This window comes from Kaistia adipata DSM 17808, from assembly GCF_000423225.1.
Taxonomy (GTDB): Bacteria; Pseudomonadota; Alphaproteobacteria; order Rhizobiales; family Kaistiaceae; genus Kaistia; species Kaistia adipata.
The window spans coordinates 1211593-1236480 of record NZ_KE383991.1; the positions used below are offsets into that span (position 1 = coordinate 1211593).

The 24888-nt window shown below is 67.6% G+C and carries 19 protein-coding genes; 6 read left to right on the top strand and 13 right to left on the bottom strand.

The annotated features are described in order from the left end of the window. Positions 1-105: 105 nt before the first annotated feature. The 10 genes from G539_RS25420 to G539_RS0118630 all read right to left on the bottom strand — a co-directional run bounded on the left by G539_RS25420 (position 106) and on the right by G539_RS0118630 (position 11356). Positions 106-822, bottom strand: a complete 717-nt coding sequence (locus G539_RS25420) for an iron-sulfur cluster assembly protein (RefSeq protein ID WP_051231637.1) — start codon at positions 820-822, stop codon at positions 106-108. Between the two features lie 16 nt (positions 823-838). Beyond that, on the bottom strand, positions 839-1873 hold the full coding sequence (locus G539_RS0118590; protein ID WP_029076535.1) for an amidohydrolase family protein: 1035 nt from the start codon (positions 1871-1873) through the stop codon (positions 839-841). A gap of 189 nt (positions 1874-2062) precedes the next feature. After that, positions 2063-3064 (bottom strand): ABC transporter permease, encoded by a 1002-nt coding sequence (locus G539_RS0118595; RefSeq protein WP_210162828.1) that lies wholly within the window; start codon positions 3062-3064, stop codon positions 2063-2065. A gap of 60 nt (positions 3065-3124) precedes the next feature. Beyond that, on the bottom strand, positions 3125-4645 hold the full coding sequence (locus tag G539_RS0118600; RefSeq protein WP_245576902.1) for a sugar ABC transporter ATP-binding protein: 1521 nt from the start codon (positions 4643-4645) through the stop codon (positions 3125-3127). A gap of 92 nt (positions 4646-4737) precedes the next feature. Beyond that, on the bottom strand, positions 4738-5823 hold the full coding sequence (locus tag G539_RS0118605; RefSeq protein WP_029076538.1) for a substrate-binding domain-containing protein: 1086 nt from the start codon (positions 5821-5823) through the stop codon (positions 4738-4740). A gap of 262 nt (positions 5824-6085) precedes the next feature. After that, complete coding sequence (rpiA, locus tag G539_RS0118610) at positions 6086-6790, bottom strand: ribose 5-phosphate isomerase A (RefSeq protein ID WP_029076539.1); 705 nt, start codon at positions 6788-6790, stop codon at positions 6086-6088. 31 nt (positions 6791-6821) lie between these two features. After that, positions 6822-7664, bottom strand: coding sequence for a MurR/RpiR family transcriptional regulator (locus G539_RS0118615; protein ID WP_029076540.1), 843 nt, complete (start codon positions 7662-7664; stop codon positions 6822-6824). A gap of 1 nt (position 7665) precedes the next feature. Continuing rightward, entirely contained in the window at positions 7666-8346 is a 681-nt protein-coding gene (locus G539_RS0118620) for an HAD family hydrolase (RefSeq protein ID WP_029076541.1), read from the bottom strand. A gap of 19 nt (positions 8347-8365) precedes the next feature. Beyond that, positions 8366-9889, bottom strand: a complete 1524-nt coding sequence (gene xylB / locus G539_RS0118625) for a xylulokinase (protein ID WP_029076542.1) — start codon at positions 9887-9889, stop codon at positions 8366-8368. A 3-nt stretch (positions 9890-9892) separates the two neighbouring features. Beyond that, positions 9893-11356 carry an aldehyde dehydrogenase family protein gene (locus G539_RS0118630; protein ID WP_156912035.1) on the bottom strand — a complete coding sequence of 488 codons (1464 nt, stop codon included), beginning with the start codon at positions 11354-11356 and terminating at the stop codon, positions 9893-9895. 557 nt (positions 11357-11913) lie between these two features. Between G539_RS0118630 and G539_RS0118635 the strand changes: the two genes are divergently transcribed. The 6 genes from G539_RS0118635 (at position 11914) to G539_RS0118660 (ending at position 18603) form a co-directional block, all read left to right on the top strand. Then, complete coding sequence (locus G539_RS0118635; RefSeq protein WP_029076544.1) at positions 11914-13011, top strand: sugar ABC transporter substrate-binding protein; 1098 nt, start codon at positions 11914-11916, stop codon at positions 13009-13011. Between the two features lie 131 nt (positions 13012-13142). Continuing rightward, positions 13143-14144, top strand: coding sequence for an ABC transporter permease (locus G539_RS0118640; RefSeq protein ID WP_035831583.1), 1002 nt, complete (start codon positions 13143-13145; stop codon positions 14142-14144). Continuing rightward, entirely contained in the window at positions 14141-15706 is a 1566-nt protein-coding gene (locus G539_RS0118645) for a sugar ABC transporter ATP-binding protein (protein WP_084640069.1), read from the top strand. Before G539_RS0118640 ends, G539_RS0118645 begins: the two co-directional genes overlap by 4 nt. A 4-nt stretch (positions 15707-15710) precedes the next feature. Then, positions 15711-16670 carry an ABC transporter permease gene (locus tag G539_RS0118650; RefSeq protein WP_029076547.1) on the top strand — a complete coding sequence of 320 codons (960 nt, stop codon included), beginning with the start codon at positions 15711-15713 and terminating at the stop codon, positions 16668-16670. 41 nt (positions 16671-16711) lie between these two features. Continuing rightward, a complete protein-coding gene (locus G539_RS0118655; protein WP_029076548.1) occupies positions 16712-17503 on the top strand; it encodes an SDR family NAD(P)-dependent oxidoreductase in 792 nt (263 codons plus the stop codon). A 122-nt stretch (positions 17504-17625) separates the two neighbouring features. Continuing rightward, positions 17626-18603, top strand: a complete 978-nt coding sequence (locus G539_RS0118660) for a LacI family DNA-binding transcriptional regulator (protein ID WP_169516666.1) — start codon at positions 17626-17628, stop codon at positions 18601-18603. A gap of 173 nt (positions 18604-18776) precedes the next feature. Here the strand turns inward: G539_RS0118660 and G539_RS0118665 are convergent, their stop codons facing one another. The 3 genes from G539_RS0118665 to G539_RS0118675 form a co-directional block, all read right to left on the bottom strand. Next, on the bottom strand, positions 18777-20402 hold the full coding sequence (locus tag G539_RS0118665; RefSeq protein WP_029076550.1) for a GMC family oxidoreductase: 1626 nt from the start codon (positions 20400-20402) through the stop codon (positions 18777-18779). Between the two features lie 156 nt (positions 20403-20558). Further along, positions 20559-23729: an efflux RND transporter permease subunit gene (locus tag G539_RS0118670; protein WP_029076551.1), complete on the bottom strand. Its 3171-nt coding sequence runs from the start codon at positions 23727-23729 to the stop codon at positions 20559-20561. Further along, positions 23726-24853, bottom strand: coding sequence for an efflux RND transporter periplasmic adaptor subunit (locus G539_RS0118675; RefSeq protein ID WP_035831585.1), 1128 nt, complete (start codon positions 24851-24853; stop codon positions 23726-23728). The genes G539_RS0118670 and G539_RS0118675 overlap by 4 nt, the downstream gene beginning before the upstream one ends. Positions 24854-24888 lie beyond the last annotated feature (35 nt).

The window sequence follows — 24888 nt, forward strand, 5'->3', positions numbered from 1 at the left end:
CCGGACGTGGCGGTATGGGGAACAGGGTGGTTTTTCCGGTTTCCCGCCCTGGCCAACGCAAGGGCAGACGAGCCCCTCCCCCGCCCGCGCCGCATCATGTGCGCTTCATGCGGTGCGCGCCGAAGCAAGCACCCGACAATGCTCGGCATTCGCCGCCAGCGTCATCGCCGTACGGCGGATCTCCCGGAGATGGACCGGCCAGTCCGCCGCCGCGACGGCCTCGCCGCCGGCGGTGACAAAGGCGCGCTGGCCCGGCAACGACCGGCGGAGGGCGAGATAGCGCGCAGCCGCCGCGCCGAGCGCCTCGGATTCGCCCGCCTGACGCTCGAGATCCGCGATCGACCAATCGGCCGCCAGTATTGCCACCGGCTTCGAGAGCGCTGCGAGCACGGCATGCTGGCGGGCCAGGAAGGCCTTTTCCAGAAAGGTCTGCCGGAGATCGTCCAGCTCGGCCTCGGCCTTCTGCGGAAACGCCGCGACGAAGGAGAGATCCTGCCCGACCGCCTCGTTGATGCGGCGGGCGGCGAAATGCTCCAGAAGCACGATCTCGACCGATGCGACCCAGGGCAGCGCTGCGACGGCCGCCTTCATGTCGACCGCCATGAGATAGGCGAAATTGGCCGCGCACCACGCCGTCGGCAGTTGGAACATCACGCGGACGTCGTCTCCGGCGATCTCGATCGCCTGGATGAAGCCCATGGCGGTCACGGGCTCGTCGAGCTCGGGATCGCGGATCTGGTCGAGCCGGGCCCGCACATCGCCGATCCGGGCCGCCTTCGTCGCCGCGGCGATCCCGCCGCCCGCCGCTGCGGGGTCGGTCATACCCCGTCCGACCGGCTCACTCGGCCGCATCGCGCGCCTGCCCTGCCGGCACAGTCACCGGCGGGAGCGCGAGAAGCGCGTCGACGTCGAGGCCATAGAGCTTCGCCGCGTTCAGGCCGAGGATCTTGCGCTTCGCCGCGAGATCGAGCGCATGGCCGGCCTCGGTCGTTTCCGCTTCGTCCAGCTCGAACGCCATGAAGGCCTCGACGATCCAGTCCGGGCTGGTGATCGCATAGTCCGACCCGAAGATCAGCCGATCCGGCCCGACACCCCAGAGAAGGTCGATGAGCATCTGCTTGAAATGGCGCGGCCGGGCGCGGATGAACGAGGTGACCAGCGCCAGCCCGCCATAGACGTTCGGCTCCTGGCCGGCGACAGCGCAGAAATCGTCAATGCGCGGCATGCCGCAATGATCGATGACGAATTTCAAATCCGGGAAGCTGGTCGCCACCTGATCGACGTCGCGGACATCGAAGGCGTCGTAGTCGAGCGGATGCGTCGTCGGCCCCTTGTGGACATGGAGGATGCCGATGCCGAGCTCGCGGCATTTCTCGAGATAGGGCCGGACGAAATCGTCCGAGAGGCGGTAGCCACGCGAATTGCCGTTCCACTCACCGGTGTAGAGCTTGACGCCCTTGAAGCGGAAACGGTCGTGATCCCGCTCGAGCCGGGCGAGGCCGCGCGCGCCCTCGCGCGGATCGATGCGCCCGTTCAGAACGACGCGGTCCGGGCAGAGCGCCTTCAGCGCGCTGCACTGCTCGGTGGTATTGAAGCCCTCGTTGTAGAACTCGCGCAGATCGACCGGCAACATGATAGCGGCGTCGCAATAGCCGTCGACGAACAGGTCGCGCGCCGATTTCTCGACGCCGTAGTAGCGGAAATTGTCCTGGTTCCAGCGCTTGTCGGGCGGCGTGAAGCCGACATGGCCGCTCCAGAACGTATCGATGAAGGTCCGGCCGTAATCGTTGCGCCAGTTCGTCGGACGCCCGTCCCAAAGATGGGTGTGGCCGTCGACGATCAGCACGCGTTCGCCCTCGGGCGTCACGAACATGCAATCCTCCCCTCTCTCCCCGGATCGAGACTACGCCACGGCCTGCCGTTCCGCACAACTCCGTCTCGCCAGGCCGGCGCCCCGCGCACCTTTTGGTCTTCTGCGGGGCAAGGATAGCCGGAAGGCGGCGCCGCCAGGCTGCCGCCTTCCTGAATGGTCAGGCGCCGCGGCGAACCGCGACGCCGGTGGTCAGCTGAAATAGCGGACGCGGATCGCGTCGATCGCGACCGCGACGAAGATCATGAAGCCGCCGATCATGCCGACATAGAAGGACGGCACCGAGATGATGGCGAGACCGACCTGGATGACGGTAAGGAGCAGCACGCCGCCCAGCACGCCGATCACATTGCCACGGCCGCCGAACACGCTGACGCCGCCGATGATCGGCGCGGCAATGGCGTAGAGCAGATAGCTCGAGCCCTGGTTCGAGGTGATCGCCATCTGCCAGGAGGCCAGCAGGAAGCCGGCGATGCCCGCCAGGAAGCCGGCCAGCGTGTAGGTCAGGATCTTGACGGTATCGACGCGGATGCCGGCCGAGTTGGAGGCGACCGGATTGCCGCCGACGGCGTAGACGCGGCGTCCGAACACGGTCCGCGTCAGCAGGATGCCGACCCCGACCAGTGCGACGACGAAGATGAACGGCATGATCGGCCAGCCGCCGATGGTCGCCTGCCCGATCCAGATATAGCCGTCCGACAGATTGGTGATGGTCCGGCCCTGGGTCAGCGCCAGCAGCGCGCCCTGCAGGATGATCATCATCGACAGCGTCTGGATCAGCGACACCATCCGGAGCTTGGTGATGCAGAGGCCGTTGAAGAAGCCGATGAAGGTGGCGACGCCGACGCCGATCAGCATGCCGGGGAACCACGGCACGCCCCAGTCGGAATAGGCCATGGCGCCGATCGCCGACGAGAAGCCGAGATTGGCCGGCAGCGACAGATCGATCTCGGCGACCAAAAGCGGCAGCGCCACCGCCAGGCCCAGCATGCCGAGCACGGTGGCCTGCACCATGATGTTCTGCATGTTGTTGACGGTGAAGAAGAACTGGTTGAACAGGCCGAAGATCACGACGAGCGCGATCAGCCAGATCCAGACGACATTGTGCAGGACCCAGCCGAGCACCGAGCGGTCGCCCGCCTTCTGGCTCGCCGGGGACGTAGTCTTGGCGGCAACGGTCATCGTGCGGCTCATCATTTCCTCGCTCTCAACAGGGCATCCATGGCCGCCGGCCGGGGGACCGCAATCCGGTCCCTAGCTCGACGGGAGGCCACGGAGCCTGTCATTGGTTATTGCGTCGCCCGTCAGTTCGCGGGCGATCGTGCCATTCTCGAAAATGCAGACCCGGTCGACGGCGCGGGTGATCTCGTCCGTATCCGTCGACACGATGATCACCGCCACGCCGGTCCGGCTCAGTTCGTCGACGATGCGCAGCACGTCCTGCTTGACGCCGACATCGATGCCGCGCGTCGGCTCGTCGAGGATCAGCAGTCGCGGCTTGGTCGCCAGAACGCGGCCGAGGCAGACCTTCTGCTGGTTGCCGCCGGAGAGCGTGTCGACCGCGACGGCGGGTGACGGCGCCTTGATGCCCATGGCGGCGAAATAGCGTTCCGAAAGCGCCAGTTCGGCGTCCTTGCTCAGGAAGCCGGAACGGGCGACGGCATCGAGCGACGAGAGCGAGATGTTGGCGCCGATCGACATCTGGCCGATCGCGCCATCGCGGCGGCGATCGTCGGAGAGGAAGGCGATGCCCGAGGCGAACGCGTCGCGCGGCGAGGCCGGCAGCGCCTGCGGCGCGGCGCCGTCGGCGAAGCGGATGGTCCCGGATTCGACCGGCACCAGCCCGAAGATGCAGCGCGCCAGTTCCTTGGCGCCGGCGCCGGGCAGGCCGGTGAAGCCGACCACCTCGCCGGGCCGGAGGTCGAGCGCCGGCACGCGCACGCCGGAGCCGGCGATGTCGCGCAGCTCGACGGCGGGCGCATCGGCCGGGAAGCTCCGCCGCTCGCGCTGGAACAGCACGAGCCCGCGCCCCAGCACCAGTTCGGACAATTGCGCCGAACTCAGGCTGCCGACATCCTCCGAGCCGCCAGCGAGCGCGCCGTCGCGCAGCACCGAGACGGCGTCGCAGATGTCGAGGATCTCGTCATTGTAGTGCGAGATGAAGATGAAGGTGACGCCGTCGGCCTTCAGCCGGCGCATGAAATCGAAGAGCTGGACGCGGTCCTCGACGGTCAGCGCGGCCGTCGGCTCGTCGAGGATGATGACCTTGCCGCCGCTGAACATGGCGCGCAGGATATTGAGCTTGCGCCGCGCAACAGCGTCGAGCGCGCCGGCGCGCATCGCGCCATCGATGCCGGTACCTTCCAGCATGCGGGCGGCGTCGGCCTTGAGCTTGCGCCAGTTCACGAAGCCGAAGCGGCGGGGCCAGATGCCCAGCATCAGGTTCTCGGCCGCGCTCAGGTGATCGATGATCATCGGCTCCTGGGTGACCAGGAAGACCCCCGCCTCCTCCATCTTCTGGACGTCGGAATGGGCAAGCGGCTCGCCGTTCAGATAGATCGTGCCCGAGCTCGGCTGGCGCTGCCCGGAAATCAGGCCGACCAGCGTGCTCTTGCCGGCGCCGTTCTCGCCGAGCAGGCCATGGATGGTTCCGCGCCGGATGGCGAGGCTGACATCACGCAGCGCGATCGCGCCGCCATAGACCTTGCCGAGATTCTCCACCCGGAGGACGTAGTCGTCCGCGGCCTGCGATCCGGCTGTCATCGGCACCGTCACGCGCGTCTCCTGTCTTGATCGGATCCTCCGCGCCTCGGCGCGGCGCGGCATCGGGCGGCGTCGCACCCGGAAGGGCGCGACGCCAGCTTTGCCTAGGTGTAGGGGATCTTCCAGTCGATTTCCGCGATCGCGCCCCAATGGCGCGGATCGGCGGCGTTGGACTGGTCAATCACGAAGGGCGGAATGATGAGCGTCGGACCGGTCTTGCCGGCGACGATCTCGCCCTTTTCCCAGAAGTACTTCTTGTTCTCGTAGGGGCCGATCGGCACCGGCTGGCCCTTCATCGCGTAGGTGCCGAGCATCTCGACCGCGATCTGGCCATAGGCGATCGGATCCTGCGAGACGCAGGCGTCCATGTAGCCGTCCTGGATCCACTTCAGCGCGACCGGCTCGCCGTCGATGTTGACGAAGATGACGTGGCCTTCCTCGCCGACCTTCTTCCAGCGGCCCTTCTGCTGCAGCGCCGTGACGATGCCGCGCGAGGGCGAGTCGGACGGGGCGTGAACGGCGTCGAGATCGGGGAATTCCGACAGGGTCGACAGCGTCACCGCCAGCATCTGGTCGAGCGCGCCCTCGGTCGGGCGGGCCAGGTACTTGATCTCCGGATACTTGGCGAACTCGGCGTCCATGCCTTCCTTGCGCAGGCGCCAGGCGACGCTCTGCAGCGCGCCGAAGCAGTTCAGCACCGTACCCTTCGGGCTGCCATACTTGGCGGTCAGGCGCTTGATGATCTCCTGCGCCGCCATCTGGCCGCCGATGTAGTTGTCGAAGGAAACGGTGATGGCGACGTCGCCGCCATCGGCCGGCGTGTCGATGATGCCGACCGGAATGCCCTTCTGGTTGTAGCGGCGGATCGCGCTGACGATCGCCTGGCTGTCGATCGGGTCGCTGATGATTGCGGAGGGGTCGGAGAGCATCAGGCTCTGCCACTGCTCCAGCTGGCGCGTATTGTCGAAATTGGCGTTGGTTGCCTGGAACTCCCAGGAATTCGCCTGTACAGCGCGCTTCACTGCTTCTTCCTGGATGACGAAGAAGTAGTAATCGAGGCTCTTGTTACTGTAGGGCACGAAGACGCGGTCGGCCGCCATGGCGGCGCCGCCGCCCAACATCGTGCCGACACCGAGCGCCGCGCCGGCCTTGAGCAGGCCGCGGCGGCTGAGATTGTTCACACTGGTCACTTGATCCTCCCAATTCCCATTCGGCTCCCGTGTCCCTGCCGATTGGAATGCAATCTAGTTTCACTACATCGGCATCGACTGTCAATGCCACGCCGCCGGTCATTCCTGGCCCGACTGCTCGTAAAACACACAGAATTCATGAATAGCCGACGTTCGAACCAAGAATTAATTCAAATATCGGCAGCTCCCGCCCCGCTCGCGGCGGGACGGATGAAACGGCACGGCGATACCTCCCGCCGGCCGGAATGTTTGTTTTACTACATCACCGCATGGCGACATAGGCGGTGCCGTCGAAGCAGCCCACCACCATGCCCTGCGACTCGCGCGTGAACAGGCCGTTCTCGACCACGCCCGGGATGCGATTGAGCTCGATCTCGAGCGATTCCGGAGCGGGAATGGCAACGCAGCGGCAATCGAGGATGAAGTTGCCGGAATCGGTGACGATCGGCTGGCCGTCATGCATCCGGCGAGTGATCACCGCACCCTCGATGCCCTGCTCTACGAGCAGGCCGGCGACCATCCGCTCGGTCTGCTTCCAGGCGAACTGCACCACTTCGATCGGCAGCGGAAAGCCGCCGAGCTGATCGACGATCTTGGTCTCGTCGCAGACGGTGATCATCCGCTTCGAAGCATGGGCGACGATCTTCTCCCAGAGCAGGCAGGCGCCGCCGCCCTTGATCATGCGGAACTGGCGGTCGATCTCGTCCGGACCGTCGACGGTCAGGTCGATCTCGCCGATCTCGTTCGGATCGGTGATCTTGATGCCGACCTCGCGGGCGACGTCGTTGGTGGCGCGCGACGTCGTCGTGCAGGTGACGCGCAGCCCCTCTGCGACATGCTTGCCAAGCTCGCGCACGAAGAAGTGGGAGGTGGTGCCGGAGCCGAGGCCGAGCTTCATGCCGTCGCGCACGAACTCCTCGATCACGCGGCGGCCGGCAAGCTTCTTGGCTTCATTCTGGGCGGTCATTGCATGTCCTCGAAACGCGGGAAAAAGGGCATCAGATCTTGTCGGTCTGCCAGGAATCGAGCGCCGGCAGCTGGTCCGGGAACTCGCTGCCGCTGGTGACGGCGATCGAGGTCACCAGCATGTTGATCACCAGATGGTGGTTGAGGCGCGAGGCGAGCGGCGTCAGCAGTTCGGTGCGGTCATAAGGCGTCACGGCGATCAGCACGTCGGAGACGCGGGCGAGCGGGCTGTCGGCGGCGGTGATCGAGACGACGCGGGCGCCGCCCGAGCGGGCGGCGATGGCGAGCTCGATCATCTGCTTGGTGTGGCCAGACTGCGAGAAGATCAGCGCCACCTCGTTGGGGCGCGAGGCCTCCGCGTGCAGCCATTGCTTCTTGCGGCCGATGACTGCCGCGCAGCGCATGCCGAGGCGCTGGAACTTGTGCTCGGCGTCGATCGCCGTCACCTCGGAAATGCCGGTCGCGTAGATGCCGATCCAGCTCGCCTCCTGCAGCAGCTTGGCGCCCTCCTCGATCTGCTGCGGCAGCAGATCCTCGAGCGCCCGCTGGATGGCGTTCAGCGAGTTGCGCGCCGTCTTGCGGACGATGCTCTCGATCGAGTCGCCCGGCACGATCTGCTCATAGGCAAAGGGCGCCGAGGGAACGAGGCTCTGCGCCAGATTGAGCTTGAAGTCCTGGTAGCCCTCGAAGCCGAAGCGCCGGCAGAAGCGCATCACGGTGGGGTCGCTGACATCGCACTCCTGCGACAGCCGCGCCATGCTCATGTGGATGACCTTGCCGGGATGGGCCTTGACGAAGTCGCCGAGCCGCTGCTCGGCCGGCCCCATCCGGTCATGTTCCTGGAGAATGCGCTGCAGCAGGCTGTTGGTCGACATGTCAGCTTTCCTGGTGGATCCGCCGATATGCCAGCAGGTCGGCGAGCCGGGTCAAGCGCTGTTCGGGCGCCGCCGGCACCAACGAGCCGCCGCCCCAGGGCACGACGAAGAACGGCGCCCCGGCGCCGACCGCTGTCGCCTGATCGACCGTCGTGTCGCCGACATAGGCCCAGTCGCCTTCGGCGAGCCCCATTTGCCGCGCGACGGCCAGGAGATGCCCCGGATCGGGCTTGCAGGCCGGCACGGCGTCGGCGCCGAGCACGGCGTCGAACAGCGGCGCGATGCCGAGAAGGCCGAGAATCCGGAGCGTCAGCTCATGCGGCTTGTTGGTGCAGATGCCGAGCCGGAAGCCGGCGTCGCGGAGCGCCGCCAGATCCTCGCGGACATGAGGATAGAATTTCGTCAGCCTTGCCGGCGCCTCGGCGTAGTTGGCGAGATAGGCGGCATGGGCCGCCGTCACCGTCGCGTCGTCGCTGGGCAGGCCGAGTTCGACGAACATGTCGAGCAGCAGCCGGCGCGGGCCATTGCCGATGAAGCGCTCGACGAAGGCGGTCTCCTGCGTCGGCCAGCCCTGCGCCGCGAGATAGGCGTTCACGGCGGCGGCGATGTCGGGCGCGCTGTCGATCAGCGTGCCGTCGAGATCGAAGATGAGCGCCCTGTAGACGGGCGGCGAATTCGTCATGTCGGCCTCTTTGCCGCTGTCACCGATCGAGCGCCGCATCCGAGATCGCCGCGAAGCTCTGCGACAATGCCGGATAGAGGCCCTCGAAGATTGCAAATGCCTGGCGGAGCGTTTCGCCGGCGGCGGCATCCGGCGCCTGCCGGGTCAACGGCTTGCAGACCAGCGCCGCCGACCGCGCATCCGGCCAAACACCGATGCCGACGCCGGCGACCAGCGCCGCGCCGAACGCGCCGCCCTCGGCCGCACCCTCGGTCGTCACCACCTCGCAGTCGAACAGGTCGGCCTGCATCTGACGCCAGAGCGCCGAGCGCGCGCCACCGCCCGATGCCTTGATCACGCTGTGCCGCAGGCCGGCCTTCTGCATCAGGCCGTGAATGTCGCGCAGCGCATGGGTGACGCCCTCCATGACGCCGCGCGCCATGTCGCCGGGATCGTGCCGGGCGGTCAGGCCGACGAAAGCGCCGCGCGCCAAGGGATCGGGATGCGGGCAGCGTTCGCCATAGAGGTACGGCACGAAAAACAGCCCCTTCGCCCCGGCCGGGCTCCGCTCCGCCCGCGCCACGATCTCGTCGAAGGAGAGCGCGCCGGCATCGCGCGAAAAACCGGCCACGAGATCGCGGAACCACGACATCGCGCCGCCGGCATTGAGCGAGACGCCCATGCAGTGCCAGCTCTCCGGCGCCACGTTGCAGAACACCTGCAGCCGACCGTCCGGATTGTCCATCGGCGTTTCGAGCGCGCTGGCGACGATGCCGGCGGTGCCGATCGTCGTCTGCAGCTCGCCAGGCCGCATCACGCCGGAGCCGAGCGTCTGGATCACGCTGTCGCCACCGCCGCCGACGACGGGCACGCCCTCCGGCAGGCCGAAGAGTTCCGCGCCCACGCGGCTGATCCGGCCGGTGACGACCTGCGATTCATTGCAGTCGGGCAAGAGCGCCGGATCGATGTCGAGCCGCTCGAGCAGCGGCGCCGACCAGGCCCGCTTGCGGACATCGAACAGGCCGGTGCCGGACGCATCCGAGACCTCGGTGGCGAGCTCGCCCGTCAGCACCAGGCGCAGATAGTCCTTCGGGTTGAGGATATGGCGGACGCGGCCGTAGAGGTCCGGCTCGTGATTGCGCATCCAGAGGATCTTGCCGCCGGTATAGCCGACCAGCATGCGGTTGTTGGTGAGCCGCAGCAGCCCCTCCAGCCCGCCGGCCCGCTCGGTGATCTCGGCGCATTCGGCGCCGTTGCGCTGATCGTTCCAGAGCAGCGCCGGCCGCAGCACGCGATGCGCCTCGTCGAGCGGCGTCAGGCCGTGCATCTGGCCGGAGAGGCCGATCGCCGCCAGCTCGACATCCGGCCGTGCGGCCAGGACGCCGGCGACGGCCTGCCGCGCGCCCTCGATCCAGAGCGCCGGATCCTGCTCGGTCCAGCCGGGCCGCGGCTGCGCCAGGCCATAGGTCGCGGTGTGGCTGGCCAGCACGGCGCCGGCCGCGTCGATCAGCAGCGCCTTGCAGCCGGAGGTGCCGATATCGATCCCGAGAAGGGCGAGTGCCATGGCCTAGCGCCCCTTGGGATCGTCGGTGCGGACGCGGATATGCTTGAAGTTCATGTACTCCAGCATGCCCTCGCGGCCGTGCTCGTAGCCGACGCCGCTCTGCTTGCGGCCGCCATAGGGCGCGTTCATCACGCCGGCATCGACATTGTTGACGGCGACATTGCCGTAGTCGAGGCGCGTCGTCAGGTAGCGCACCTCGTCCATGTCCTTGGCGTAGACATAGGAGGCGAGACCATAGGGCGTGTCGTTGGCGTGGGTGATCGCCTCGTCGAGCCCGTCGAACGGCATCACGCCGATCAGTGGCCCGAACGTCTCCTCGGTCATCACCTTCATGGCATGCGTGCAATCCGCGACCACCGTCGGCCGGAAGAAATGGCCGCGCGCGAACGCCTCGCCTTCCGGCGCCGCGCCGCCGGCCACCAGCCTGGCGCCCTTGGCGAGCGCATCGGCGAGATGCTCGCGCGTCTTGGCGAGCGGAGCGGCCGACGCCATGGCGCCGAGATCGGCGTCCGGCTTGTCGATGCCGTTGCCGATGGTCAGCGCCTCGGCCGCGACCTTCAGCTTGGCGAGGAAGGCGTCGTAGAGCGGACGGGCGACATAGACGCGGTTAATGGCGATGCAGATCTGGCCCATGTTGCGGAAGGAGCGCCGCGCCGCGCCCTTCACCGCCGCGTCGAGATCGGCCGAGGCGGTGACGATCAGCGGGCAGTTGCCGCCGAGCTCAAGCGACATGCGCTTCACCGTGGTGGCCGATTGCTGGATCTGCAGGCCGACCTTGCTGGAGCCGGTAAAGGCGATCTTGTCGACGCCGGGGTGCTCGACCAGCGCCTGGCCGACGACCGAGCCGGGGCCGGTGACGACATTGACGACGCCGGCCGGAATGCCGGCCTCCTCGACCTTCTGGGCGGTCGCCAGCGCCGTGAACGGCGTCAGATCGGCCGGCTTGATGACGATGGTGCAGCCGGCGGCGATCGAGGCGCACAGCTTCCAGCCGACCAGTTCGGCCGGATAGTTCCACGGCGTGATGGCGCCGACGACGCCGATCGGCTCGCGGATCACCAGGCTCTGATGATCGTTGGTGTCGTTCGGGATGATCTCGCCATGCACGCGGACCGCTTCTTCCGCGTAGAAATGACAGGCCTCGCCGAGCTTCAGGATCTCGCCACGCGCCTCATTGAGCGGCTTGCCCTGCTCGAGCGTCATGATCCGCGCCATGCGGTCGGCATCGGCCGCGATCAGCGTGCCGAGGCGCTTCAGCGCCGCCGCCCGCTGGCGCGGCGCGAGGTCGGCCCAGCCCCGGAACGCCTTGCGGGCCGCGGCGACGGCGGCATTGACCTCGGCGGCGGTCGACGACGCGATATGGCCGACCACCTCGCCGGTCGCCGGGTTCTCGACCGGGATCCGCGCGCCCGCGCCATCCAGCCAGGCGCCGTCGATGAACAGCCTACCGCTCAATTCCGAGATCATTCCATCCATCCCTGCAGCCCGGCGACGTCGCAACACCCCGCCGGGTCCCTCGAAAGCTCGAACTGACGGGCAGGATATAGCATTACTACACAACCGCAAGAGAGCGTCCGACCGACCGCCTCCGGCCCCGAGGCTCGATGGATGTCGATCGATATCTCGCTGTATTCCCTTCGGAATCAGCACAAAGCCTACATCCATCGCGACGCGCATCCGATGCGCCCGCGATGGCGTCACAGCCGGAAACTCGACGGGATTTTCAACAGAAAAGTAGTTTTACTATTTCCCGATCACGGCCGCTCCACAGCGACCCCCGGTGCACCGCCGATTGACAGGAAAAAGGGTGCGTGCATAGCTATGCACGGCCAATAAACACAGCAGGTCGCTGCGGAAGGTCCGGAAACGGAACCGCCAGCTTGTTTCCGGCCGGACAGCGCGCCAACGCCGTCACGCCGGGGCGGATTTCAACAGGTGAGCACAGGGAAGACGGACGGACGGACGGCGACGACCTCGAGAACAGGCGCACCTCGGCCCGGGCGCTAAACAGGGAGGAGTGGTCAATGGCGAATAAGTTCATCTCCAGTCCGCTTGGCGTTCAGATCAAGCGGCGCGATCTCCTGAAGGGCGCCGGCGTCCTCGGCGCGGCGAGCGTCTTTCCCGCCATCATCACCCGGCGCGCCTTCGCCGCCGACAAGCCGACCGTCGTCAACTCGATCCGGTCGCTCTCGAACCCCTATCACGCCACCTGGAACAAGGGCGGCGCGGCCTTCGCCAAGTCGGTCGGCGCCGACTATGTGACGCTGGTGACCGAGGGCAACAGCGAGAAGGGCATCGCCGACATCAAGGCGATCCTCGCCAAGACCGGCGGCAATTGCGTCATCAACGTCGACCCGAACGACAGCCCCGACGCGCGCCCGATCGTCGAGGCGGCCAAGGCGGCAGGCGCCTATGTCGTAACGCAGTGGAACAAGCCGGCCGACCTGCATCCCTGGGATTTCGATCCCAACTATGTCGCGCACATCTCGTTCAGCGGCGTGCCCTACGGCAAGGCGATGGCCGAGACGCTGATCAAGAAGATCGGCGGCAAGGGCGGCATCGTCGCGCTCGGCGGCATCGAATCCAACGTGCCCGCCATCGAGCGCAAGAAGGGCCTCGAGGAGGCGCTCGCCGCCAATCCGGACGTCAAGCTGCTCGACTACCAGGTCGCCAACTGGTCGGCGACCGAGGCGCTTGAGAAGACCAACGCCTGGCTCACCCAGTTCGGCGACCAGATCAACGCGATCTGGGCGGCGAATGACGACATGGCGCTCGCCGCCGTCGAGGCGCTACGCGCCGATGGCCGCGCCGGCAAGGTGGCGGTGACTGGCATCGACGGCATCCAGCTCGCCGTCGAGGCGATCCAGAAGGGCGAGCTCGCCGGCACCGTCGCCTGGGATCCGTACTGGCAGGGCGGCATGGGCCTTTCCATCGGCTACCAGGCGAAGACGGGCGGCTTCGATCCGTCGAAGGAGCCGAAGGACCATCGCGAGTTCTACGGCAAGGGCGTCATCATCACCGCCGACAACGCCAACGCCTTCTACGAGGAGAACATCGCCTCGGAGCCCAAGATGGACTGGAACGACATCTGGGGCCGGGTGACCGGGCAGATCCAGTACTGACCTGATCCGGAGGGGCACGCCGCCCCTCCGCCGGCGCCGCGACCCGGCGCCGGCGATCCACGCGATGCCGGGAGGCCGCAGCCGCCGCCTCCCGGACGCTTCCGATCGAACCGCATGAGGCGATCAGGCCAATGACTTCAGACGCATCCATCAATCCCGGACCGGTCGCCATGCCGGCGGCCCGGCGCCGGTGGCGCATCGCCTCCTGGGCGCCGCTGATCGTGCTGGTGCTGCTCTGCGGCATCATCACGCTGATCAATCCGAACTTCCTGACCTTCGGCAATCTGGTACGCATCAGCCAGGCGGCGATGATCCCGCTGGTGCTGGGCATGGGCGCGACCTTCATCATCCTGATGGGTTCGATCGACCTGTCGGTCGAGGGCGGACTGACGCTCTCCGCCGTCATCCTGTCGATGCTGGTGATCAACGGCGCCAACGAGAACGCCTTCGGCCTCTTCGGCGTGCTGATCGTTCTCCTCGTCGGCGCCGGCGTCGGCTTCACCAACGGCGTCATCCATGTGCGGCTGAAGATCCCCTCCTTCATGGTGACGCTCGGCATGTGGTTCGTCGGCGTCGGCGCGGCCAACGCGCTGCTCGGCGGCATGGCGATCCGCATCAACGATCCGATGATCCGCGGCCTCGCGATCGAGCGCTTCCTCGGCTTTCCCTGGGGTGTCTGGGTGGCGCTCGGCTGCCTGCTGGTCGCGCTCGTGATCCAGAACTACACGCGGCTCGGCCGCTACATCTACGCGCTCGGCGGCGGCGAGGAGCTGGCGGCGCTCTCCGGCATCCCGGTCGGCCGCGTCCGCATCCTCGCCTTCACGCTGGCCGGTGTCTTCTACGCCGTCGGTGGCGTGCTCGCCGCCGCCCAGCTCGGCCTCGGCAACGCCCAGATCGGCACGGGCCGGCTGTTCACCACCATCACGGCCGTGGTGGTCGGCGGCACGGCGCTCTCCGGCGGCCAGGGCAGCGTGCTGCAGACGCTGGTCGGCGTGCTGATCGTCGTGGTGCTGGCGAACGGCATGGTGCTGATGGGCGTGCCGCCCAGCGTGCAGATCGGCGTGCAGGGCCTGATGATCATCGCGGCGGTCGCGCTGTCGATCGACCGCAAGCGCATGCGGATCGTCAAATGAGCGCGCCCCTCACCCCTGCCCCCTCCGCCACCGCGACCGCCACCGCCGCATCGCCGCCCGCCCTCGCCCTCGTGCATGTCGACAAGCGCTTCCCCGGCGTGCACGCGCTGAAGGACGTCTCGATCGAGATCCGCCCCGGCGAAGTGGTCGGCCTCGTCGGCGAGAACGGCGCCGGCAAGTCGACGCTGATGAAGATCCTGAGCGGCGTCTACCAGCCCGATTCCGGCGACATCCTGCTCGATGGCCGCAAGACCCGCTTCGTCAGCGCCTCCGACGCCATGAGCCAGGGCATCGGCATGGTGTTCCAGGAACAGTCGCTGCTGACCAACCTGACGGTGGGCGAGAACATCTATCTCGGCAACGAGAAGCAGTTCACCCGCTTCGGCATCGTCGACTGGCGCGCGCTCTATGCCGCCGCGAGCCGCCAGCTCGCCAAGGTGCAGATCGACGCCGACCCGCGCACCCGCGCCGACGACCTCGACTTCGCCGCGCGCCAGATGGTCGAGCTCGCCAAGGCGCTGACGCTGGAGGAGAACGCGCCCGGTCATCTCGTCATCCTGCTCGACGAGCCGACCTCGGTGCTGGAACGGGCCGAGATCGACATCCTGTTCGCCCGCGTCCGGGCGCTGCGCGCGCGTGCCTCCTTCATCTTCGTCTCGCACCGGCTCGACGAGGTGCTCGAGCTCTCCGACCGCATCTATGTGATGAAGGATGGCGCCGTCGTCGCGGAACTCGCGGCGGCCGAGGCCGACGTCACGCAGCTGCATCATCTGATGGTCGGGCGCAGCCTGCAGGCGGAATATTACCGCGAGCCGCTACAGCAGTCCTATCGCGACGAGGTCGTGCTGGAACTGGACGGGCTCCGCCTCGGCGGTGCCTATCGCGACATCTCGTTCAAGCTGCATGCCGGCGAGATCCTCGGCATTGCCGGCGTGGTCGGCTCGGGCCGCGAGGAACTGACCCGCACGCTCGCCGGATTCGCGCCGCATGACGGCGGCCGGCTGCTGGCGCACGGGCACGAGGTCCGGCTGCGCACGCCGGCCGAGGCGGTCGATGTCGGCGTCGGCTACGTGCCGCGCGAACGGCGCGTCGAGGGGCTGGTGCTGTTCCTCCCCGTCGCCGCCAACATCACGCTCGCCGATCTCGGCGGCCTCACCCGCGCCGGACTAATCGACACCCGCGAGGAAAGGCGGCTCGCCGAGGACTGGGTCAAGCGCCTCAAGGTGCGCACGCCCGGCATCAACACGCTCTGCCTCAACCTCTCGGGCGGCAACCAGCAGAAGGTGGTGCTGGCGAAATGGCTGAACGCCCAGTCTCGGATCCTGATCCTCGACCATCCGACGCGCGGCCTCGACGTCGGCGCCAAGGAGGAGGTCTACGAGCTGATCCGCGCCGTCACCGCCGAGGGCGTCGCCGTCATCCTCACCTCCGACACGCTCGAGGAGACGATCGGCCTCAGCCACACCGTGCTGGTGATGCGCGACGGCGCGATCACCCACCGGACCGACGCCAGCCCCGGCCACAAGCCGAAGCAGGTCGACCTCATTGGACACATGGTCTAGCGCGATGAACACGATGCTCGACACGCTCCGCTCCGACGGCGTCCGCCAGTGGCTGCCGCTCGTGACGCTGGTCATCCTCGTGATCCTGGTCGGCACGTTCCAGCCGGCCTTCCTCGACGTGAACACGCTGCTGCAGCTCGCGAGCGACACCGCCGTGCTGTTCATCCTCGCGACCGGCGTCACCTTCGTCATCATGCTGGGCGGCATCGATCTGTCGATCCAGTCGATGGCCTCGCTTTCCAGCGTCGTGGTGGCGCTGACGCTCGCCCGCTACGGCTATGCCGCCTTCGTCTTCGCCTTCGGGCTCGGTGTGCTGGCGGGCCTGCTCTCCGGCATCGCGCATGTCCGCCTGCGCATCCCCTCCTTTATCGCGACTCTGGCGATGGGCGGCGTGCTCTACAGCGCCGCGCTCGTCACCTCGCGCGAGCGCTCGATCACGCTCGGCGAAAGCGAGCGCGCCTATCTCGGCTGGATCACCGGCACCCTCTTCGGCATCCCGAACGTCGTCATCATCGCGCTCATCGTGCTCGCCATCGCGCATGTGCTGCAGAGCCGCACGCCGTTCGGCCGCTACAGCGCCGCGATCGGCGCCGGCGAGCCGGCCGCCTACGCCTCCGGCGTCAAGGTCGACCGGCAGAAGATCTTCGCCTTCGTGCTCTCCGCGAGCTGCGCGGCGCTGGCCGGCATCGTGCTGGTCGGCCGCCTTGCCAGCGGCTCGCCGACGCTCGCCAGCGAGCTGCTGCTGCCCTCGATCGCCGCGGTCGTCGTCGGCGGCACCTCGATCACCGGCGGCGTCGGCTCGATCTGGCGGACTCTGGTCGGCGCGCTGATCATCTCGGTCGTACGCATCGGCATGACCTTCCTTGGCGTCAACATCTTCGCCCAGAACATCGTCTTCGGCGTCGTGCTGGTCGCGGCCGTCGCCATCACCATCGACCGATCGAAGATCCCGATCGTCAAATAACCTTCACCATCACCTCTGCCTGAAGAACAAGGAGCAAAAGCATGGATCTCGGATTGCGCGACAAGGTCGCCGTCATCACCGGGGGCAGCATCGGCATCGGCCTCGCCGTCGCGAAAGGCTTCGCGGCCGAGGGTACCCATGTCGTCCTCGCGGCCCGCAACGCGGAGCGGCTCGAGGCGGCGCGCGCCGAGATCGTCGCCGCGCATCCGGTCACCGTCCTCGCCGTCGATTGCGACGTCTCGACCGCGGTCGGCTGCGACCGGGTGATCGCCGCGACGGAGGAAGCGTTCGGCGGCGCCGACATTCTCGTCAACAATGCCGGCACCGGCAGCAACGAGACGATCATGGAGGCGCCGGACGACAAGTGGCAGTTCTACTGGGACCTGCACGTAATGGCGGCGATCCGGCTGGCGCGTGGGCTGGTGCCCTCGATGAAGCGGCGCGGCGGCGGCGTCATCCTCAACAACGCCTCGATCTGCGCCTCGCAGCCGCTCTGGTACGAGCCGATCTACAACGTCACCAAGGCGGCGCTCGTCATGGCGTCGAAGACGATGTCGACCGAGTTCATCAAGGACAATATCCGCGTCAACGCCGTCAATCCGGGCTTCGTGCTGACGCCCGACTGGATCAAGACGGCGACGCAGCTGACCGCCGACAAGGGCGGCGACTGGAAGGGCTATCTCGACGACCTCGCCCGCGCCAACGCGCCGATCGGCCGCTTCGCCTCGCCCGAGGAGGTCGCCGACTTCTTCGTCTTCCTCTGCTCCGAGCGGGCGAGCTATTCGGTCGGCTCGACCTACTTCATCGACGGCGGCATGCTGAAGACGATCTGATCCCGCCGCCCAGGATCGTTTCGATTGAACCGAGGGCCGGCGGGCGCTAGGCAGGCGCCCGTCGGTTCCTCCCACGGTCACCCATCATGAAAGCGTCGCGCAGATATCCGTCGTCAACCGACGTGGCCCGGCTTGCCGGCGTCTCGCAGTCGGCCGTCTCGCGCGCCTTCAACAAGGGCACCAGCGTCTCGGAAGAGACCAGCCGCAAGGTGTTCGAGGCGGCGAAGCAGCTCGGCTACAGCCCGAACTTCCTGCCGCGCATGCTGCGCAAGCATCGCTCCGACCTCGTCGCCATCGTCATCAGCGACACGGCCAACGCCTTCTATGCGGCATCGGTCGACGCCTTCTCGAAGGCGCTGCAGGAGACCGGCCACCAGGTGCTGCTGTTCAGCGTCGGCGGCGGCAATGCGCTCGACGGCGTGCTGCCGCGCCTCGCCAGCTACCGTGTCGACGCCATCGTCAGCGCGCTCCCCGTCGTCACCAAGGAAGCGGCCGAGGCCTTTGCCCGCATCCGCATCCCGACCGTCTCCTTCAACACCCCGGCGCGCAACCAGTGGGTCTCCTCCGTCTGCTCCGACAATGCCGGCGGCGGCGCGCTGGTCGCCGATCTCTTCGTCCGGCGCGGCGCCCGCTCGTTCGGCTTCATCGGCGGCATGCGCGGCGATTATGCCAGCGACGAGCGCCTGCGCGGCTTTCGTGAGCGGCTGGCCGCGCATGGCTTCGACGAGGTGCAGACGGCGCGCGGCGACTATCTCTATGAGGGCGGCCTCGCCGCCGCGCAGGCCATGACCGAGCAGCGCATGGTCCCCGACGCGCTGTTCTGCGCCAACGACATGATGGCCTTCGGCGCCCTCGACGCGCTGCGACGCGCGGGATGGCGGGTGCCGGACGACGTGCTGGTCGCCGGCTATGACGATGTTCCGGCCGCCACCTGGGGCTCGTTCGACCTCACGACCGTCGTGCATGGCCACCAGGCCATGGTCGCCGCCGCGATCGCCATCCTGCACGCGCGCATGGCCGATGCCGGCCCGGAACCCGCCGACGGCGTCACCACCATGGTGCCGGTCCGCCTAGCGGAGCGGGCGACGACAAGGCGCTGAGGCGCCGGGAGGGCTCGCCTTGACATGGCGGGCTCATCACCTCTCCCTGAGGAAGAGGTCGACGGCCGCAGGCCGGCGGGTGAGGGGTTCCGGCCTCACCTGATGGTTCCCTATCCCCTCACCCGGCTCTTCGAGCCGACCTCTCCCCATGGGAGAGGTGAAGGTATGCCGGTTCACACCGCCGCCACCTCGTCGCGCTCCTGCTGCCGCGCGCCGGCCCGATTGCCTCGCACCAGATCCGACGCCCTCTCGCCGATCATCACCGTCGGCGCATTCGTGTTGGAGGAAACGAGGCGCGGCATGATCGAGCTGTCGCAGACGCGCAATCCGTCGATGCCGTGCACGCGGAGTTCCGGATCGACGACCGCGTCCTCGCCATGCCCCATCCGGCAGGTACCGGCCGGATGATACGCGGTGCGCGCCGCCTGTCGGGCGAAGTCCTGGTATTCGGCGAGCGAGCGCACGCCGGGGCCGGGAATATGCTCACGGCGGATGAAGCGGCGCATGGCGTCCTGCGCCATGATCTCCTGGCTGATCTTCACCCCGTCGACGGCGCGCGCCAGGTCATAGGGCTCGGCGAAGACATTGGGATCGATCCGCGGCGCGTCGTTCGGATCGGCCGAGCGCAGCGTGACCGAGCCGCGCGAGCGCGGCCGCAGATGGTAGGAGTTCAGCGTGCAGCCATTGCCGCCGGGCACGCTGCCGACGCCCTTCTCGACACCGGCGCCGGGCAGGAAATGGAACTGCAGGTCGGGCGTCTTCTCCGACCGGTCACCCCACCAGAACGCGCCGCCCTCGACGAGGTTGGAAGCCACGGGCCCCTTGCCGAAGGCGAGATATTCGAGGCCGGCGAGCAGCTTCCAGTGCGGCTTCTTGTACTTGTCGTAGCTGTAGGGGCCCGTCAGCTCGAAGACGACGTCGATATTGGTGTGGTCCTGCAGGTTCTGCCCGACCCCCGGCAGGTCATGGATGACGGCTATGCCGTGCTCGGCGAGGTGCGCCGCCGGGCCGATGCCGGAGAGCATCAGGAGCTTCGGCGAGCCGATCGCGCCGGCGCAGACCAGCACTTCGCGCTCGGCCCGCACCACCTCGCCTGCTCCGTCCCCGGACACGATCTCGACGCCGACCGCGCGGCCGTTTTCGATCACGATACGCCGCGTCATCACGCCGGTGCGCACCGTGAGGTTGGGCCGGCCGAGCACCGGCTTCAGGTATCCGACCGCCGTGCTGCAGCGCCGGCCGCCGCGCGTCGTCGTCTGGTAGTAGCCGGTGCCGGCCTGGCGCAAGCCGTTGAAATCGGGCGTGAACGGCAGCCCCGCCTCCTGCGCCGCCTGCACGAAGGCGCGTGTCAGCGGATGCGGCGTGCCGCTCGAAACGCCGAGCGGGCCGCCATGGCCGTGAAAGGGCCCGGCGAAGGTGTCGTTGTCCTCGGAACGGATGAAGAGCGGCAGGATCTCGCGGAACGACCAGCCGGAGCAGCCCTCCTCCTCGGCCCAGGCGTCGTAGTCTTCCGGGCAGCCGCGGGTGAAGACCTGCGCGTTGATCGAACTGCCGCCGCCGAGAACGCGGCCCTGCGGATAGGGAATGCTGTGCCCGGTGACGCGGCCGGGCTCCGTCTCGTAGCCCCAGGACAGCGGACCGGCCGAGATCTTGAAGAAGCCGACCGGCATGTGGATGTAGCGGTCGGTGTCGCGCGGACCCGCCTCGAGCAGCAGCACAGAGACATCCGGGTCCTCGGTCAGCCGGGCGGCCAGGACACAGCCGGCCGATCCCGCGCCGACGATGATGTAGTCGGGCATCCGTCCCCTCCCCTTGGCGACATGCGCCACGGAAGGTCGCTGCCCTCCGCGTCGCGGATCGCTGGCCGCACCTCCATACGACCGACGAACCGGGCCAGATGCTAGCGCATGACAAGCCCCCTCGCGCGCATCAAAGCATGGCAATGACCGTAAAAATCAGCCGGCCTTCGGCGGTTCGCCCGCCGCGGCTCCGGTCGCCTCGCCCGCATCCTTCGGCTTGCGCGAGAACCAGGCCAGGACCTCCTCGACGATCGCGAACAGGTTCGGGATGATGAACAGGCCGATGGTCGACGCGGCCAGCATGCCGCCGACGATGGTCACGCCGACCGCCTGGCGCGCGCCGGCGCCGGCGCCCGTCGAAATGGCCAGCGGCAGGACGCCGAAGATGAAGGCGAGCGCCGTCATCAGCACGGCGCGGAAGCGCTGCTCCGCCCCCATCCGCGCCGCATCGGCGATGCTGTGCCCGGCCTCGTGCTGCTCCTTGGCGAACTCGACGATCAGGATGGCGTTCTTGGATGCCAGGCCGATCAGAAGCACGATCGCGACCTGCGTGTAGAGGCTGTTCTGGATGCCGACGAGCGTGAGCGCCGCGGTGGCGCCGAAGGCCGCCGCGCCGAGCGACAGGATGATGGAGATCGGCAGCGTCCAGCTCTCGTACTGGGCGACCAGGAAGAGATAGGCGAACAGCAGCGCCAGCCCGAAGACGATCGGCGCCTGGCCGCTGCTCTGCGTCTCCTGATACGACAGGCCGGACCATTCGAAGCCATAGCCGGCCGGCAGCGTTTCGGCGGCGACCCGCTCGACCGCCGCGATCGCCTCGCCGGAACTGCTGCCGGGCGCCGCCGCGCCATTGATCTGCGCCGCCGGCAGCAGGTTGTAGCGCGAGATGACATAGGGCCCGAGGATGGTTGTGAGCGACACCACGGTGCGCAGCGGAACCATGTCGCCACTGGCATTGCGGACATAGATGTTCAGCACGTCGTCCGGATTGGCCCGGAACGAGGCGTCGGCCTGCATGTTGACCTGGTAGACGCGGCCCTGATGCGTGAAGTCGTTGACGTAGAGCGAGCCGAAATTGGCGCCGAGCGTCGCATAGATGGCGTCGACGCTGAGGCCGAGCGCCTCGGCCCGCGTCCGGTCGACGTTGATGTAGATCTGCGGCACGTCGGGATTGAAGGTGGTCGAGAGTCCGCCGATCGCCGGCTCCTTGTTCGCCGCGCTGATCAGCGAGCGCGCCACCTGCGCGATCTCGATCGGCGGCTGCCCGCGCAGCGCCTGCAGGCGGAGGTCGAGGCCGCCGACCGTGCCGATGCCGGGAATGGGCGGCGGCGCGAAGATCGCGACATTGGCGCCGGGGATGGTCGTGAACCGTGCGCGCAGCTTGGCGAGCAGCGCATTGATCTGCAGGGCTGGCGTCTCGCGCTCGCTCCAGGGCTCGAGCGAGGCGAGCGCGAAGCCGCCATTCGGCAGGTTCGCCCCTTGCAGGATACTGAAGCCGGCGACCGACAGAACGTTCGCGACGCCCTCCGTCCCCTTCAGGATGCCCTCGACCTCCGCCATGATCTGGCGGGTCCGGTCGAGCGAGGCCGCGTTCGGAAGCTGGATGTCGAGGAACAGCGCGCCCTGGTCCTCGTCCGGCAGGAAGGTCGACGGCAGCTTGACGAACAGGGTCGCCGCGCCGGCGAAGAGCGCGACCAGGACGACAATCACGATCAGCGCGCGATGGACGAAATAGGCCACCAGATGGCCATAGGCCGCGCGGGTCGCGTCGAGGAAGCGGGCGAACCAGCCGAGCGGGCCGCGTCGGTAGCCGGAGTGTCCCCGCTTGAGCAGGACGACGCTGAGCGCCGGGCTGAGGGTGAGCGCGACGATGGCCGATACGACGAGCGCCGACGAGATCGTCACGGCGAACTGGCGATAGAGCTGTCCGTCGATTCCCGGCAGGAACCCCGTCGGCGCGACGACTGCGAGCAGCACGAAGGTCGTCGCGATGATCGGCCCGGTGATCTGGCCCATCGCCATCCGCGTCGCCTCCGCCGTATCGAGGTCGGGATGCTGCTCCATCACGTGCTGGACGTTCTCGACCACCAGAATGGCGTCGTCGACGACGAGGCCGATCGCCAGGATCAGGGCCAGCAGCGAGATGGTGTTGGCCGAATAGCCAAAGGCATAGAGCGCCGCCAGCGCGCCCAGCAGCGAGACGGGGATCGCCAATGCCGAGATGACGGTCGCGCGCCACTCCTGCAGGAAGACGTAGGTGATGACGAGGACGATGACGAAGGCCTCGATCAGGATCTCCACGATCGAGGCGATGCTGGCGCGCACGAACTGGGTGGCGTCATAGACGATCTTGTAGTCGAGCCCGGGCGGGAAGGTCGGCCGCAGCCGCTCCAGTTCGGCCTCGACGGCGTCTGCCGTGTTGATCGCGTTGGCGCCGGGCGATTGCGAGATTGTCAGCATCGCGGTCGGCGAACTGTTGAGCTGCGAGCTCGTCGAGTAGCTCTGCGCCCCGAGCTCGATGCGGGCGACGTCGCGCAGGCGGACGATCGCGCCATCGGCGCCGGTGCGCAGCACGATGTTGCCGAACTCCTCCGCCGTCTGGAGCCGGCCCTGCGCCACGAGCGTATATTCGATTTCCGTCCCCGGCGGCGCCGGCTGGCCGCCCGTCTGGCCGAGCGAGGCCTGGATGTTCTGGGCCTTGATCGCCGCCGCGATGTCCTGCGGCGTCAGGCTGAGCGCCAGCATGCGCGTCGGGTTGGTCCAGATGCGGATCGAATACTCCGTCGAGCCGATCACCGAGGCCTCGCCGACACCGTTCACGCGCACCAGCGCGTCGACGACGGAGGTCGTGACGAAATTATTGATCTCCAGCGGCGGGACCGAGTTGTCGGGCGAATAGAAGCCGAGCGCGAGCACGAAATCGGGCGAACGCGAGGAAACGCTGACGCCCTGCGCCTGCACCTCGGACGGCAGCTTGGCGATCGCGAGCTGCGCGCGGTTCTGCACATTGACCTGCGCGATATCGGGGTTCGTGCCGATGTTGAAGGTGATGGACAGCGAGTACTGGCCCGAGTTCGAGCTGGTCGACGACATGTACATCATGTCGTCGACGCCGTTGATCGCCTCCTCCAGCGGCCCGCCCACGACGTCGGCGATCACGTCGGCGCTCGCGCCGGGATAGAAGGCCGAGAGATTGACGGTCGGCGGCGAGATCTCGGGATATTGCTGCACCGGCAGCAAGCGGATCGAGATCAGTCCCGCGATCGCGATGATGATCGAGATCACCATGGCGAAGCGCGGACGGCTGATGAAGAGGCTCGAGATCATGGAGTGTCACCGGCCGGCACGGCTTCCGTCGGCTGGACCTTGATCCCCTCTCGCAACCGCTGCACGCCCTGCACGACGACCTGGTCGCCGGCGCTCAGCCCCTTCTTGACCGCCCAACCCGTGGAGATCCGCGTGCCCAGATCGATCCGTCGCATCGAGACCGTGTCATCGGCGCCGAGCAGGTAGACATAGGGGCCGTCCTTGTCCCGGAGCACGGCGATCTGCGGCACCACCGGCAGGCGTGGCGCTTCCTGCTCCCTGGCGATCAGCGTGACGAACTGGCCGGGCACGAGCACATGATCGGGATTGTCGAAGATCGCCCGCACGGTCACCGTGCCGGTCTGCGGGTTGACCTCGCTGTCGACATATTCGATACGGCCGGTGCCCTTGAAGATCGTGCCGTTGGCGAGCCGCAGCGCCAGGTCCAGCTTGGGCGGCATCTCGAAGCGCTGTTCCTGGCGGAAGGTGATCAGCGTGCCCTCGGCCAGCGAAAACGCGACGCGCAGCGGATCGAGGCTGACGATCCGCGTCAGAGGACCGGAACTGGGATTGATCAGGCTGCCGACTGAAAAATTGGACTTGCTGATAACGCCCGCGATCGGCGCCTTGATGCGGGTATAGGAAACATTGAGTTCGGCCAGGCTGACCGTCGCCTTCGCCGCGGTGACATTGGCGGAGGCGATGTCGAAGTCCTCGGTCGCCTTGTCCATCGCCGCCTGCGAGATGGTCCGGGTTCCGAACAGCTCCTTGGTCCGCTGCAGCGCCTGCGACGCCGTCGTCAGGGTCGCCTCCGCGCGGGCGAGCTCCGCCTGGGCCGAGGCCAACTGCGCCTGGAACTGGTTCGGTTCGATCGTGAACAAGAGGTCATTGGCCTTGACCTGCTGCCCGGGCTGGAAATCGATGGACTGGAGGAAACCCTCGACGCGCGCCCGGATATCGACGGAATCGATCGCCTCGACCCGGGCCGTGAAGTCCTCCGGTCTGGCGATCTCCTCGACCTGGATCCGCTCGACCACGACCGCCGGCGCGGGCTGCTGGGCCGGCGCCTGCGCGAAGGCAGCCGGGCTGAGCAGCAGGAAGACGGCGATGGCCTTCGTTCGCAGGTAGACGGAGCCTCTGGCCATGCCGCATTCCCTGTGTGCAAGCACATGCGAATGCG